The sequence below is a fragment of the Lysobacterales bacterium genome (assembly GCA_016703225.1).
Taxonomy (GTDB): domain Bacteria; phylum Pseudomonadota; class Gammaproteobacteria; order Xanthomonadales; family Ahniellaceae; genus JADKHK01.
Genome location: JADJCM010000001.1, coordinates 567,406 through 582,316 on the forward strand (window position 1 = coordinate 567,406; position 14,911 = coordinate 582,316).

13 protein-coding genes are annotated in these 14,911 nt (G+C 66.1%); 2 read left to right on the plus strand and 11 right to left on the minus strand.

What is annotated here, in order from left to right; genetic code table 11:
- Window positions 1-3: 3 nt before the first annotated feature.
- On the plus strand, window positions 4-609 hold the full coding sequence (locus IPG63_02395; protein ID MBK6726102.1) for a dephospho-CoA kinase: 606 nt from the start codon (window positions 4-6) through the stop codon (window positions 607-609).
- On the opposite strand, the gene IPG63_02400 is transcribed toward IPG63_02395, so the two are convergent.
- From IPG63_02400 to IPG63_02410, 3 genes are all read right to left on the minus strand, one after another.
- Window positions 593-1,525 carry a Nudix family hydrolase gene (locus IPG63_02400; GenBank protein MBK6726103.1) on the minus strand — a complete coding sequence of 311 codons (933 nt, stop codon included), beginning with the start codon at window positions 1,523-1,525 and terminating at the stop codon, window positions 593-595. The genes IPG63_02395 and IPG63_02400 overlap by 17 nt on opposite strands.
- Window positions 1,526-1,545: 20 nt before the next feature.
- On the minus strand, window positions 1,546-4,263 hold the full coding sequence (secA, locus tag IPG63_02405; protein MBK6726104.1) for a preprotein translocase subunit SecA: 2,718 nt from the start codon (window positions 4,261-4,263) through the stop codon (window positions 1,546-1,548).
- A 106-nt stretch (window positions 4,264-4,369) separates the two neighbouring features.
- Window positions 4,370-5,299 (minus strand): M23 family metallopeptidase, encoded by a 930-nt coding sequence (locus IPG63_02410; protein ID MBK6726105.1) that lies wholly within the window; start codon window positions 5,297-5,299, stop codon window positions 4,370-4,372.
- 23 nt (window positions 5,300-5,322) lie between these two features.
- Between IPG63_02410 and IPG63_02415 the strand changes: the two genes are divergently transcribed.
- Entirely contained in the window at window positions 5,323-5,775 is a 453-nt protein-coding gene (locus tag IPG63_02415; GenBank protein ID MBK6726106.1) for a DUF721 domain-containing protein, read from the plus strand.
- Window positions 5,776-5,840: 65 nt separating this feature from the next.
- Here IPG63_02415 and IPG63_02420 read toward each other — a convergent pair whose 3' ends face one another.
- The 8 genes from IPG63_02420 to ftsW form a co-directional block, all read right to left on the minus strand.
- A complete protein-coding gene (locus tag IPG63_02420) occupies window positions 5,841-6,752 on the minus strand; it encodes a UDP-3-O-acyl-N-acetylglucosamine deacetylase (protein MBK6726107.1) in 912 nt (303 codons plus the stop codon).
- Window positions 6,753-6,970: 218 nt separating this feature from the next.
- The gene (gene ftsZ / locus IPG63_02425; protein ID MBK6726108.1) at window positions 6,971-8,167 is read right to left on the minus strand and encodes a cell division protein FtsZ; all 1,197 of its coding nucleotides are present in this window, start codon (window positions 8,165-8,167) and stop codon (window positions 6,971-6,973) included.
- A 112-nt stretch (window positions 8,168-8,279) separates the two neighbouring features.
- On the minus strand, window positions 8,280-9,515 hold the full coding sequence (gene ftsA, locus IPG63_02430; protein ID MBK6726109.1) for a cell division protein FtsA: 1,236 nt from the start codon (window positions 9,513-9,515) through the stop codon (window positions 8,280-8,282).
- The gene (locus IPG63_02435; protein ID MBK6726110.1) at window positions 9,499-10,287 is read right to left on the minus strand and encodes an FtsQ-type POTRA domain-containing protein; all 789 of its coding nucleotides are present in this window, start codon (window positions 10,285-10,287) and stop codon (window positions 9,499-9,501) included. Before IPG63_02435 ends, ftsA begins: the two co-directional genes overlap by 17 nt.
- Window positions 10,284-11,222, minus strand: coding sequence for a D-alanine--D-alanine ligase (locus tag IPG63_02440; GenBank protein MBK6726111.1), 939 nt, complete (start codon window positions 11,220-11,222; stop codon window positions 10,284-10,286). Before IPG63_02440 ends, IPG63_02435 begins: the two co-directional genes overlap by 4 nt.
- Window positions 11,219-12,658 carry a UDP-N-acetylmuramate--L-alanine ligase gene (locus IPG63_02445; GenBank protein MBK6726112.1) on the minus strand — a complete coding sequence of 480 codons (1,440 nt, stop codon included), beginning with the start codon at window positions 12,656-12,658 and terminating at the stop codon, window positions 11,219-11,221. The genes IPG63_02440 and IPG63_02445 overlap by 4 nt, the downstream gene beginning before the upstream one ends.
- Window positions 12,655-13,722: an undecaprenyldiphospho-muramoylpentapeptide beta-N-acetylglucosaminyltransferase gene (gene murG, locus IPG63_02450; protein MBK6726113.1), complete on the minus strand. Its 1,068-nt coding sequence runs from the start codon at window positions 13,720-13,722 to the stop codon at window positions 12,655-12,657. The genes IPG63_02445 and murG overlap by 4 nt, the downstream gene beginning before the upstream one ends.
- Window positions 13,712-14,908 (minus strand): putative lipid II flippase FtsW, encoded by a 1,197-nt coding sequence (ftsW, locus tag IPG63_02455; GenBank protein MBK6726114.1) that lies wholly within the window; start codon window positions 14,906-14,908, stop codon window positions 13,712-13,714. The genes murG and ftsW overlap by 11 nt, the downstream gene beginning before the upstream one ends.
- Window positions 14,909-14,911: the final 3 nt, after the last annotated feature.

Genomic DNA, 14,911 nt, shown 5'->3' on the forward strand with positions numbered 1-14,911 from the left:
GCCATGGCCTTCGTGGTTGCGCTGTCCGGTGGCGTGGCTTCGGGCAAGAGCGCGGTGGCTGATCGACTGGCTGCCCAAGGCGTCGCCATCCTGGATGCCGACCGCATCAGTCGCGATGTCGTCGCGCCGGGGACCTCGGGCCTCGCCGAGGTCATCGAGCGTTTCGGGCCGGACGTGCTGCAGGCCGACGGCCAGCTCGACCGACGCGCCATGCGTGCCCGCATCTTCGCGCAGTCTTCAGCTCGGCACATGCTCGAAGCCGTCATCCACCCGCGCGTGCGTGACGCATTGCGCGCAGGCGCCACGGCGAGCAAGGATGCGTTGGTCTTACTCGCAATCCCGTTGCTGGTGGAGAGTGGACACTACGACTGGGTCGATCGAACCGTGATGGTCGATGCCCGCACTGCCACGCAAAAGGCGCGGCTGATGCAGCGCGATCACGTCGACGCCGACCTGGCGCGGAAGATGATCGCGGCGCAGGCGCCGCGCTCGCAACGACTTGCCATCGCCGACGAAGTCATCGCCAATGACGGCACGCTCGCCGACCTGCACCATCGCGTGGACACAGCGCTCGCCGGCTGGCGCGCGCACCTCACCAGAATGCGCTGATTCCGGCGACCCCCAGCGCGCCATGCGCGCGCGCTTCGGACACATCATCGGGACCAAGGCCACCGAGTGCATAGGCCGGCACGTCGCTGTGTTCGATCAGCTGGCGCAGCCCGGACCAGCCGATGGGCTCGGTTCGCGGATGCGAGCCGGTACGACGGATCGGTGAAATCACGGCAAAATCCACGGCGATCACCTCGGCCTGCGCCAGTTCGCGTAACCCATGTACCGAGGCCGCGACCAGCAACTCCTTCGGCCACGACTGCGTCGCACTCATGGCCATCAGGCGCGAGGCATTGAGGTGCACGCCATCGGCACCAATCGCCATGGCCAGCGCCGGGCTGGCGTTGAGCATCAGGCGCGCGCTGTAGCGAGCGGTCAGGGCACGCAATTCGCAGGCGGTGTCGCGATAACGACCGGCATCAAGCATCGGCGCGCGCCATTGCAGCAGGCGGATGCCGCGTTGCAATCCGGCTTCGATACGCTCCAGGAACTGCGCCGGGATCCTAGCGCCGGGATCGGGTGTGATCGCATAACACGATGGCAGCCCAGCGACGCGGCAGATCGGCACATCGGCATCGCACAACGACAGCGACAGAGCTTGCTGCGGCGTTTGCCACACCAGCGCGCTGTGCTCGTGTGCTACCGGCACGCCCCGCCAAGCAGACACACGCCAAGCCTCCAGCGCCAGTTCGTCCACACCACGACTGCGTCGCACGCACATGAAGCGCGACGCCGCAGTGACCTCGATGCCCAGTTCTTCGTGCAGCTCGCGACGCAACGCGTCCAACGCCGACTCACCCGTTTCGACCTTGCCGCCGGGAAACTCCCAGCGGCCGGCCTCGTGCTTGCCAGGTGGCCGCTGTGCGAGCAGCACGCGCCCTGCCTCATCCTCGAGCAGGGCGGCGACCACGCGCATGCGCCGTTCCGGTCAGCGCATCAGGCCAGCTGGCCGTGGCACTGCTTGAACTTCTTGCCGGAGCCGCAGGGACAGGGATCGTTGCGGCCCACCTTGGGCAGGTTCGACTGGCGCGCGGCCGCGGCCTGCACCTGCTCGGCTTCCTCATCGACGCCGTAATTGCCGGTGTCGGGATGCTGGAACGCCATGGCCTGTTGCTGCTGGCGCGCCTGCGCCTGCTGCTGTTGCTCCATACGCGCCACTTCGTCTTCGCTCTGCACGCGCACGCGCGCGAGGATGCTGACCGTCTCTTGCTTGACGCGGTCGAGCATCTGCGTGAACAGCTCGAACGCCTCGCGCTTGTATTCCTGCTTCGGCTGCTTCTGCGCGTAACCGCGCAAATGAATGCCTTGGCGCAGGTAGTCCATGTTCGCCAGATGGTCGCGCCACTGGGTGTCGAGCACGCGCAGAAGGAAGTGCTTCTCGACCGTGCGCATGAACTCGCTGCCCATGCCCGCCTCCTTCTCGCGGAAGTAACGGTCGACGTCTTCCTGCACCTTCTCGACCAATACCGCTTCCTCCAGATCCTCATTCGCATCGAGATGGCGCTTCAGCTCCAACTGGATGCCGAGGTCCGCGGCCAGCGTTCGCTCCAGTCCTTCGATGTCCCACTGGTCGGCGATGCTCTTGACCGGCACGAAGCGACGCGCGATGTCCTCGACGACGTCGAAGCGCAGGCTGTCGATGGTTTCCTTGATGTCGTTCGGTTCCAGCAACTCGTTGCGCTGCGCGTAGATGACCTTGCGCTGATCGTTGGCGACGTCGTCGTATTCGAGCAGGTTCTTGCGCACGTCGAAGTTGTGCGCCTCGACCTTGCGCTGGGCCTTCTCGATCTGGCGCGAAACCAGCCGATCCTCGAGCGCGTCTTCGTCCTTCATGCCGAACACCTGCATCCACTTCGTCACCCAGTCGGGCGCGAAGATGCGCATCAAATTGTCCTGCAGCGACAGGAAGAAACGGCTCGACCCGGCATCGCCCTGGCGACCGGAACGGCCGCGCAACTGGTTGTCGATGCGCCGCGATTCGTGACGCTCGCTGCCGACAATATGCAGGCCACCCGCCGCCAGCACCTCGTCGTGTCGCTTCTGCCACTCGATGCGGACGCGCGCGCGTTCGGCGTCGGTGGTCTCCGGCGGCAGCGCCGCCAGTTCGGCGTCGAGATTGCCGCCGAGCACGATGTCGGTGCCGCGACCGGCCATGTTGGTGGCGATGGTCACCGCGCCCGGGCTGCCCGCCTGCGCCACGATCTGCGCCTCACGCTCATGCTGCTTGGCGTTCAGCACTTGGTGCGGAATGCCTGAGGCCTGAAGCCGCTCGCCAAGCATTTCCGAGGTCTCGATCGAGGTCGTTCCGACCAGTACCGGCTGCTTGCGGGCGTAGCACTCCTTGATGTCCTCGATGATCGCATTCCACTTCGCGTCAGCCTTGAGGAAAACCAGATCCGGATGATCCTTGCGCACCATCGGACGGTGCGTCGGGATGACCGCCACCTCCAGCCCGTAGATCTGCTGGAACTCGTAGGCCTCGGTGTCGGCGGTGCCGGTCATGCCGGCGAGCTTCTTGTACAGGCGGAAGTAGTTCTGGAAGGTGATCGACGCCAGCGTGTGATTCTCGCGCTGGATCGGCACGCCTTCCTTGGCCTCGACCGCCTGGTGCAAGCCGTCCGACCAGCGCCGTCCGGCGAGCGTGCGGCCGGTGAACTCGTCGACGATGATGACCTCACCGTCACGCACGATGTAGTCGACATCGCGCTGGTAGAGATTGTGCGCGCGCAATGCGGCATTCAGATGGTGCACGACCATGATGTTGTGCGCGTCATACAGGCTGTCCTCGGCCCCGATGATGCCGGCCGATCGCATCAGCGCTTCCGAATGCTCCATGCCGGCTTCGGACAAGTGCACTTGCTTGCCCTTCTCGTCAACCCAGAAGTCGCCTTCGCCTTCTTCGTCCCTTTGTCGCGCCAGCTTCGGCACCACGGTGTTGACGCGCAGGTACAGCTGCGGCGACTCGTCGGCCGGTCCGGAGATGATCAGCGGCGTGCGCGCCTCGTCAATCAGGATCGAATCGACCTCGTCGACGATGGCGTAGAACTGGCCGCGCTGGTAGCGATCCTCGGCTGACAGCGCCATGTTGTCGCGCAGATAGTCGAAGCCGTACTCGTTGTTGGTGCCGTAGGTGATGTCGGCGGCGTAGGCGGCGCGCTTGTCGGCGTGGTTCATGCCCGGGAATACCACCCCGACCGAGAGCCCAAGCCAGTTGTAGACCCGGCCCATCCACGCCGAGTCGCGCTTTGCGAGGTAGTCGTTGACGGTGACGACGTGCACGCCCTTGCCGGCCAACGCATTCAGATACACCGGCAGGGTTCCGACCAGAGTCTTGCCCTCGCCGGTGCGCATCTCGGCGATCTTGCCCTGATGCAGCACCATGCCGCCGACCAGCTGCACGTCGTAATGGCGCATGCCGAGCACGCGCCTCGCGGCTTCGCGCATCACCGCGAATGCTTCCGGCAGCAAGGCATCCAGCGTCTCGCCCTGCTCGACGCGGTGCTTGAACTCGGCGGTCTTGCCCTGCAACTCGACGTCGCTGCGCTCCTGCATCTGAGGCTCAAGCGCCTTGATCTGCTGCTTTACCTTCTCGCAGCCCTTGAGCAGGCGTTCGTTACGACTGCCGAACAGGCGGGTCAGGATCTGATTGAACATGGTCTCAACGCGTAGAGTATGGAATCCGGAAACGACGAAGCCGCCCGGGCAGGCGGCCCCACGAGATCTTCACGTTTGGGGTCGGTCGCGACGATTACAAGCGCGCTCAACCCGGCTCGCGCACGAACTCGTTCGGATTGATGACGCGACCGTCGCGCCAGACCTCGAAGTGTACATGCGTTCCGGTCGACCGGCCGGTAGAGCCGACCTTGCCGATCACGTCGCCGTCGCGCACCGGATCACCCACCGCGACCAGGTTCTTGGAATTGTGCGCGTAGCGCGTCACGTAGCCGTTGCCGTGATCGATCTCGACGGTATTGCCATAGCCGGGCTTGACTCCGGAGAACGACACCACTCCGGAACCAACGGCGAGGATCTCGGTGCCGTAGTCGCCGTCGAAGTCGATGCCGGAGTGGAAATCGGCCGCGCCCGAAATCGGGTCGGCACGGTAGCCATAACGCGAGGAGATGTACCCGGATCGCACCGGCGTACCCGAAGGCATCAGGCTGGCGTCGAGTTCGCGGTCGGCCAGTAGCTCCTCGAGCACGCTGAGTTGGCGGGACTGCGAGGCGAGTTGGCGTTCCAGACGACCAATCGCAGTGGAAATCTGGTTCGGCGCGACGGCAGCCAGCAACCCGCCGCCCTCGGGGCCACCGAGATCAGGGTCAGAACCGAAGTTGAATTCGCCGTCGTCGAGTTTGCCGAGCTTGGCCAGACGACCGCCGAGGGCGTTGAGTCGCGTGGTTTCCGCCTGGATGCGACCGAGCCGCAATGCGAGTGCGTTCATGTCGCGCGAAACGACACCAGTGAGTCGCTCCACTTCACCCTGTTGCGCCGCGAGTTCGTTGCGCGTGCCGCTGAGTTGGTCGCGCAGCCGGCTCGGGCCCAGGAAGGCCGCCCCGAACCATGCGCCGAGCGCGACCAGGCTGAGGAACAGCGCGGCCAGCGTGATGCCGACTGCAGCGCGCACGCGCCGGTCCGACAGACTGAACACGCGGGTTCCGGCATCCGGTTTGGCGACAATGATGATGTTCATTCGTTTACTCTGTCGGTATGGCCATGCCCCCGGACACGCGACGCAATCCCCTCGTCCATGCCGTCGACGCATCGCGTCAGGCACGTTCGCCCTCGTTGCATTCGCTGATCGAGCGCGCCGCACTCTTGCGTCGGCTCGATTCCGGATTGCGTCGCCAGCTCTCCGAACCCTGGGCGACGTGGTTTTGCGTCGCCAATGTGCGTTCGGGCGTGCTGGTGCTGGTCACCGGCCAGCCGGCGGTGGCGGCAAGACTGCGCGCCGAACAGTCGCGATTGCTCGCGTCTGCGGCAGCATTCTGGCCCGAACCACTGACCCAACTGGTGGTGAAAACGGTGCCGGAGCTCCCCGTTCCGTCGGAGACACCCTCGAAACCGCTTTCCCCGGCTGCCGCGAAGCACCTCAATGCTGCGGCAGCCGCGACAACCGACCCCGAATTGCGGGAACTGCTGTCGCGTTTGGCATCCCTTGCCGAATAATGTTTCCAGCGCCGATTTTCCGGCGGGCCGCGCTTGGCGACCGATACAAATGTCTCAGAACCGGATCAGATCGCCTGCGCCGGATGGGCATAGGAGATCGGAGCGTCCGCCGAATCGGTGAACGTGATCTCCTCCCACGCTTTGCTGTCCGCAACCAGGGTGCGCAACAGCTGGTTATTCAACTGGTGGCCCGACTTGTAGCCGTAGAACGCGCCGATCAGGCTGTGTCCGAGCAGGTACAGGTCGCCGATCGCGTCGAGGATCTTGTGTTTGACGAACTCGTCTTCGTAACGCAGGCCATCTTCGTTCAGCACGCGGTAGTCGTCGAGCACCACGGCGTTGTCCATGCTGCCACCGAGCACCAGATTGCGCTCGCGCAGCATTTCGATGTCGCGCATGAAGCCGAAAGTACGGGCGCGGCTGACTTCCTTGACGAAGGAGGTAGTCGAAAAATCGATCTCCGCCGACGAGGTCTTGCGGGTGAAGATCGGGTGGTCAAAATCAATGGTAAAACCGACCTTGAAGCCGTCAAACGGATCAAAGCGGGCCCACTTGTCGCCGTCTCGTACCGTCACCGACTTCTTGATGCGAATGAACCGCTTGGCGACGTTTTGCTCTTCGATTCCGGCAGACTGCAGCAGGAACACGAAGGGCCCGGCGCTGCCGTCCATAATCGGCACTTCGGGCGCACTGACATCCACATAGGCGTTGTCGATTCCGAGGCCCGCCATCGCCGAGAGCAGATGCTCCACCGTCGAAATGCGGATGCTGTCGCGCACCAACGTGGTCGACATCGCGGTCGCACCGACATTCTCGGCGCAGGCCTTGATCTCGATGGGTTCGGCCAAATCGACGCGGCGGAAGACGATGCCGGCATCCGGGGCGGCCGGCCGCAAGGTCAGATAGACCTTTTGTCCGGTATGGATGCCGACGCCAGTGGCGCGGATGACGTTCTTGAGTGTGCGTTGCTTGATCATGCGCCAAAGAGCCTCGTCCAAGGGACGACTTATTTCGGCAACCTTAGCATGACGTTTTCCGCCCATGGAACCGGGGCGCCAGCAAAAAGACACCAGTTTGTTGCGTTTCCGCAACAGCCTGGCCCGCCGCGAACGGGATGCAAGACCGCCCGGCTGCGGCGACAGCCGGGGGTGGAGGCAGGATCCCGTTGCGGCGGACCGGCCGCCGCAGCGATCCCTCAGTCGGCCTGGCGACGCAGGAAGGCCGGGATATCCAGGTAGTCATCCACCGGCGCCCTCGCCGACTCGGTTGGCGCCGGCGAAGACGCTTGGGCCGCCGCCGCCGTCGTGCGTCCACCCATGGTCGGCACCGCACGGTTCAGCGGATGGCCGAAATCGGGTTCGCCGGGTCGCGAACGCACGATCGCAACGCGCGGCTGCGCCGCCACAACCGCCGGGGTCGCCATGCGTACCGGCTGCGCACGGTTCAAACCGGTCGCGACCACGGTCACGCGGATTTCGTCGCGCATGTCCGGGTCAAGCACGGTGCCCATGACTACGGTCGCGTCTTCAGCCGCGAACTCGGAGATCGTGCGTCCGATCTCGTCGAACTCGTGCATGGTCAGGTCCATGCCGGCGGTGACATTGACCAGGATGCCGCAAGCGCCCGACAGATTGATGTCTTCCAGCAGCTTGTTGTTGACCGCGAACTCAGCCGCAGCCGTCGCGCGGTCATCACCACGGGCAACGCCGGTGCCCATCATCGCCATACCCATCTCGGACATGACCGTGCGCACGTCGGCGAAGTCGACGTTGATCAGTCCAGGCCGTGTGATCAGATCGGCAATGCCCTGCACCGCGCCGAGCAGCACGTCATTGGCCGACTTGAACGCACTCAGCAGCGAGGTCTCGCGGCCAAGCACCGAAAGCAGTTTTTCGTTCGGGATGGTGATCAGCGAATCGACGTACTGCGACAGGGCGTCGATGCCGGCGAGTGCGATCTGCTGGCGCTTGCGCCCCTCGAACGGGAACGGCTTGGTCACCACGGCCACGGTGAGGATGCCCATCTCCTTCGCCAACTGCGCGACGACCGGCGCTGCGCCGGTGCCGGTTCCGCCACCCATGCCGCAGGTGATGAAGGCCATGTCGGCGCCGGTGAGCAGTTCGCGGATGCGTTCGCGATCCTCCATGGCGGCCTGTTTGCCGACCTCGGGGTTGGCTCCTGCGCCCAGACCCTTGGTGACATTGCCACCGAGTTGCAGCGTGGTCTTGGCCGGACAGTGACGCAAGGCCTGCGCGTCGGTGTTGGCGCAGATGAAGTCAACGCCCTCGACCCCGGCGTTGACCATGTGTGCGACTGCGTTGCCGCCGCCGCCTCCGATGCCGATGACCTTGATCACGGCGTTCGGCGCTGGTGTTTCGACGAATTCAAACATTTCCCTACCTCCAGTGTTGCTGCTTCTTCGTTGTGACCGGATCGCCGTCCGGCTCCGTTTCCGCTGTTCGCGGAATTCCCATGCCGCCGCGCCGTGCGCAGCGGACTGATCGCTAGAACTCTCCCGAAACCCACTTGCGCAACTTGCCCCAAAGCGAACCCACGGCCTCACCGGCCGGGCTCTGATGCGCGCGCAATGACGGATGCCGGCTGCCGGCCAACAGCAGCCCGACACCGGTGGCATGCACCGGGTTGTTGATGACGTCGCCGAGCCCGCTGACGTACTGCGGCACGCCAACGCGCACTGGCATGTGAAACAACTCCTCGGCCAGCTCGACGATGCCTTCCATGCGGGCGCCGCCGCCGGTGAGCACAATGCCGGCTGCAACCAGCTCTTCGAGCCCGGATCGACGCAGCTCCGCTTGCACCATTTCGAAGATTTCCTCGTAGCGCTTCTGCACCACGTCGGCGAGCAACTGCCGCTGCAGGCGTCGCGGCGCGCGATCGCCGACCATCGCCACTTCGATGGTTTCCTCGGGCCGCGCCAGGCGCGCCAGCGCGCAGGCGTACTTGACCTTGATCTCCTCGGCGAAAGGCGTTGGCGTGCGGAATGCGAACGCGATGTCGTTGGTCACCTGGTCGCCAGCGATGCCGAGCGAAGCGGTGTGACGCATCGCGCTCTGGGTGTACACGGCGATGTCGGTGGTACCGGCGCCGATGTCGACCAGGCACACGCCGAGATCGCGCTCGTCCTGGGTCAGCACCGACTGCGCCGAGGCCAGCTGCGAAGGAATCAGATCATCAACCTTGAGCCCGGCACGGGACACGCACTTGCTCATGTTCTGCGCCGCCGACTGCGCCCCGGTGATGACGTGCACGCGTGCCTCCAGACGCACGCCGATCATGCCCACCGGGTGACGGATGCCCTCTTGTTCGTCCAGCACGTATTCCTGGGCCTGCACGTGCAGGATGCGCTGGTCGGCGGGAATCGCGACCGCACGCGCAGCGTCGAGCACGCGCTCGACGTCGTCGTCGATCACTTCCTGATTGCGGATCGCGACCACGCCCTGCGAGTTGAGCGAGCGGATATGGCTTCCGGAGATCGACGCAAACACCGAGCGGATTTCGCAGCCGGCCATCAGCTCGGCTTCCTCGATCGCCCGCTGGATCGACTGCACCGTCGACTCGATGTCGACCACTACGCCGCGCTTCAGACCCTTGGAGGTGGCCGTGCCGATGCCGATCACTTCGACGCCTTCGCCTGACGAGTATTCGCCGACGATTGCCGAGACCTTGGAGGTGCCGATATCGAGGCCGACCAGCAGCGCCTTGTCAGACTTGCGGTTCATGCAAACTCCTTGTGGCGTCGTCCGCTGCCGGCACAGCCGCCGGCCCGGACCCGGGTTCCGCTGGCGCCACCGGTGGCGCTCGCCAGACCACGGCAAAACCATTGGCGAAGCGCAGATCAGCGCGTTCGATGCGACTGCGCTCACTCGCCGGCAAACGCGCAAGCGCCGCGATGAAGCGGCCCAGCCGCGGCCGCGTCTGCTCGCGCCCGAGCACGAACTCTGCACCATCGACCGCACGCAGCGACCAGGCGCCGCGGCCATTGACGCGGGCCGAGCCGATGGCGATGCCGATCTGCGCCAGCCCCTCCCGCGCCAGCGTGAACTGCTGCCAGATTTCGGCGGCGCGCAGGTCGGGACCTTCCAGGCGCGGCAAGTCGGCTGGCACCCGCGACCGATCTGCCGCAAACACCTCGCCACGTTCACCGAGCAGACGGTCGTCGCCCCAGAACGCAAGCGCGACGCGCTCACGCACATCGATGTCGATGCGGTCCGGCCACAGCTTGCGCACCTCGGCGCGCGCCACCCACGGCAGCGCTTCCACCGCCGACTTCACTTCAGCAAGATCAACCGCGAAGAATCCGGCGCGCGCAGCCGGCGCCACCGCGGCGCGCACCGCCTCCTCGTCGACCTGCACGAAGCTGCCGTAGACCTTCATGCGCCGGATCGGCCAGCGCTCATTGGCGAGCCAACCGTTGAGCGCAGCGACGATCGGCGTCGCCACCAGCGCCAGCGCCAGCATCCATGCGGCAATGCGGGCGAGACGCGGGCTCATGCGTCGCCACCGATGAACGAAGTTTCGAGGATGCGCCAGCACAGGGTCGGGTAGTCGATGCCGACCTGGGCCGCGGCCTTCGGCACCAGCGAGCGCTCGGTCATGCCCGGAGCGGTATTCACTTCCAACAAATAGTTGTGTCCGTCGCGGTCACGCATGAAGTCGATGCGACCCCAGCCCGAACAGCCGACCGCATCGAACGCAATCAGGGCGAGGCGCTGCATCTCGGCCTCGGCCACCGGCTCGATGCCCGGGCAGATGTACTGGGTGTCGGCGGTCACGTACTTCGCGGCGTAGTCGTAGAAGCCCTTCGCCGGAACGATGCGGATCGAAGGCAGCACCTGGCGCTCGAGGATCGAAACCGTGAACTCGTCGCCCTCGATGAGCTGCTCGACCAGAAGGTCGCCGTCGAACTTGCGCGCGGCCTCGATACCGGCTTCGAGTTCCGCCAGAGTGAAGGCACGCGCGATCCCGACGGTCGAGCCCTCGTGCGACGGCTTCACGATCAGGGGCAGACCGAGTTCATCGACGATCGACTGCGCCGAGCGCGGGTGCAAGGAGTCGATCACCGCGTATTTCGCCGTCGGCAGGCCCAGCGTCTGCCACACCTGCTTGGTGCGGATCTTGTCCATGCCCAGCGCGGAGCCGAGCACGCCCGATCCGGTATACGGCACGCGCAAAGCGTCGAGCGCCCCCTGCAGCACGCCGTCCTCCCCGCCGCGCCCGTGCAGGATGTTGAACACGCGCGCGAAGTGCCCGGCGCGCAAGGCGTCGAGCAGGGCGGGGATGCCGTCGATCGGATGCGCATCGACGCCTTTCGCGCGCAAGGCGTTCAAGACGCCCGCGCCCGATCGCATCGAAACCTCGCGCTCGGCGGAATCGCCGCCCATCACCACGGCGACGCGCCCGAATGCACGGGGATCGGTAATGTTCATGCGCCTGCTTCCTTCAGATGTCCACGCGCCCCGATGTCGTGCGCCACCACGCCGATGTCGCCCGCGCCGGCGAGCAGCACGAAATCGCCGTCGCGCAACAGCGGCGCCAGCGTCGCCGGCAGGTTACGCGCGGACTTGACCAGCACCGGGTCGACGCGCCCGCGCGCACGCACCGCGCGCGCCAGCGACTTGCCGTCGGCGCCAGCGATCGGCGCTTCCCCGGCCGGATAGACCTCGGTCAGCACCAGCACATCGACGCTGGACAGCACCTCGGCAAACTCGTCGAGCAAGTCGCGCGTGCGCGTGTAGCGATGCGGCTGGAACGCCATCACCAGGCGCCGCTGCGGCCAACCACCGCGGGCCGCCTCGATGATTGCCGCGAGTTCGCGCGGATGGTGCCCATAGTCGTCCACCACAAGCGCCTTGCCCTGCGCGATGTCGAGTTCGCCGTGCACATGGAAGCGGCGGCCGACGCCGCGGAACTTCGCCAGCGCGCGCACGATCGCCGCGTCCTCGACACCGAGTTCCCAGCCAATCGCTGCGGCCGCGAGCGCGTTCAACACGTTGTGCTTGCCGGACAGCGCAAGTTCGACCGCAACCGGCGCTTCGCGCTCGGGCAACCACAGGTCGAAGTGCATGCGCCCGGCGCCGGCGCGGATATTGCTCGCGCGCACGTCGGCATCGGGATGCTCGCCGTAGCGCATCACATTGCGCGGCGTTTGTTCGGCCAGCGCCGCCACTTCCGGATCGTCCAGGCACAGGATTGCCAGGCCGTAGAACGGCAGGCGATGCAGGAAATCGGCGAAGGCTTTCTTGACGCGATTGAAGTCGCCGCCGTAGTTCTCGAGATGGTCGGCGTCGATGTTGGTAATCACCGCGAGCATCGGACTGAGCAGCAGGAACGAGCCATCAGACTCGTCGGCTTCCGCAACCAGGTACTTGCCGCTGCCGAGCCGGGCATTGGTGCCGGCCGAGTTGAGCAGGCCGCCAATCACGAAGGTCGGGTCCAGCCCACCTTCGGCGAGCACGCTCGCGATCAGGCTGGTCGTCGTGGTCTTGCCGTGGGTACCGGCCACCGCGATGCCCTGCCGGAAGCGCATCAACTCGCCGAGCATCTCGGCGCGCGGCACCACTGGGATGCGGCGCGCGCGCGCGGCCATCAGCTCCGGGTTGTCGGCCTTGATGGCACCGGACACGACCATCGCGTCGGCGTCGCCGAGGTGCTCGCTTGCATGCCCGCGCTCGACGCGAATGCCGAGCCCCGCAAGACGCCGCGTGGTTGCGTTGTCGCCCAGGTCCGACCCGCTGACCTCGAAGCCGAGGTTGTGCAGCACTTCAGCGATGCCGCACATACCGGTGCCACCGATACCGACGAAATGCACACGTCGATACACCTGCATCAGGTCGGGGCGTGTGCCGATGCGGCGCAGGGTCATGGCGATGCCTCCAGGCAATGTTGCGCGACGACGCGATCGGCGTCCGGCTTCGCCAGCGCGCGCGCTGCCTCGGCCATCGCCAGACGCTTGCCGGCATCCACGGCCAGTGCACGGATGCGCGCCGCGAGGTCGCCAGCGTCGAGCTGCGACTCCGCAATCAGCTGCGCAGCGCCGGCTTCGACCAACACCCGCGCATTCGCGCTCTGGTGATCGTCGACTGCGTGCGGATACGGGATCAGGATCGAGCCGATGCCGGCGGCGCACAGTTCGGCCAGAGTCAACGCACCCGCCCGCGCAATCACCAGGTCGGCCTCGGCATAGGCCTGCGCCATGTCGTCGATGAAGGCTTCGACGCTTGCGTTCACGCCAGCTTCGGCATACGCCGCACGCGCGTCGTCGAGCATGCGCGCGCCGCATTGGTGACGTAGCGTGATGTCGAGGTCGGCGAGCTGCGCGAACGCAAGCGGCAGACTTCGGTTCAACGCGCGCGCGCCCTGCGACCCGCCGAGCACCAGCACATGCAATTCGCTGCGCCCGGCGAAGCGCTGTGCCGGCGCCGGCAGCGCCGCGATCTCGTCGCGCACCGGGTTGCCCACCCAAGTCCCACCCGGCAGTGCATCGGCGAAGCCACACAACACGCGTCGCGCGAGTTTCGCCAGCACCTTGTTGGTCAGCCCAGGCAATCGGTTCTGTTCGTGCACCAGCAGCGGCCGGCGCGTCAGCCTCGCCGCCAAGCCACCCGGTCCGGCAGCAAAGCCGCCGAAGCTGATCACCGCGCGTGGCTGATGCCGACGCAGTACGCCGATCGCGTCCGCAACGGCACGCAGCAGTCGCCACGGCGCCGCCAGCAGCGCGAGCGCACCCTTGCCGCGCAGTGCGCTGATGCGCAGTGTTTCGAGCGTGATTCCGGCCTTCGGCACCAACTGGTTTTCGAGTCCATGCGCGGAACCGAGCCACACCACCGGCACCGCCAGCGCAGCCCGCGCGCGCGCCACTGCCAGACCGGGGACACTGTGCCCGCCGGTGCCACCGGCCATGCTCAACACCGGCCGCTCAGTCGTCATCGCGCCCTCCCGCAGCCGGCGTCACCGCACTCACGGCTTCGTGCCGGGTCAGTTCGTAGCTGATGCGCAAGGCCACACCGATGGCGGCACAGGTCATCAACAGGCTGGAGCCACCCGAGCTGATCAGCGGCAGCGTCAGGCCTTTGGTCGGCAACAGCCCCAGGTTCACGCCGATCGAAACCGTCGCCTGTACCGACAGCCAGATCGCGATACCGTAGGCGACGTAAGCGGCGAAGCCGAGCCCGCGCTCCTCGGCGCGCCGCCCGAGCAGGAACAGGCGCCCGCACAGGAACGCGAACATGCCGATCACCAGGCACACGCCAAGCAGACCGAGCTCTTCGGCGATCACCGCCAGGATGAAATCGGTGTGCGCCTCCGGCAGGTAGAAGAGCTTCTGGATCGAGCCGCCGAGTCCGACTCCGAACCACTCGCCGCGACCGATCGCGATCAGCGCCTGGGTCAGCTGGAAGCCATCATTGAACGGATCCTTCCATGGATCCAGAAACGAAGTCAGGCGCTTCACGCGATAGGACTCGCTGAGCGCGGCCCAGGCCATCACCGGAGTGGCGCTGGCGGCGAGCCCGAACAGGTCGCGCGCGCGCGCGCCGCCGAGCCAGATCATGCCGAGCACGATCGCCAGCAACAGCGAAGCACTACCGAAGTCTGGTTGCTGCAGCAGCAGCAGCACGATGACCGCGGCGATCACCAGCGGTTTGAAGGTGCCGCGAAACGCATGCTGCACTTCGCCACGGAAGCGCACCAGATAGCTCGCCAGCCAGATGATGACGAACAGCTTCACCGCCTCGACCGCCTGGAAATTGGCCAGCCCGAAGCGCAGCCAGCGCTTGGCACCATTCACGCGCACGCCGAAGCCGGGCAGGAACACCGCCAGCAACAAGGCCAGCGAGAGCAGCAAGAACAGGCGCGCGTGGCGCTCGATCAGCGCCAGCGGCGTCAGCGCGAAACCGGCGCCGAGCACGCAACCCATGGCCAGATAGGCGAGGTGCTTGGACAGGTAGTGGTAGGCCGAGCCGCCCTCGCTCTCGCCGATCGCCACCGAGCTCGACGCCACCATCACCACGCCGAACAAGGCCAGCGCCACCGCGGCGGCGAACAGACCGCGGTCGTAGCAACCGGGGATCTCGTCGCGGCGCAGCGCTTGCAGTGGCGTGGTCAGGAAGCGCATGGC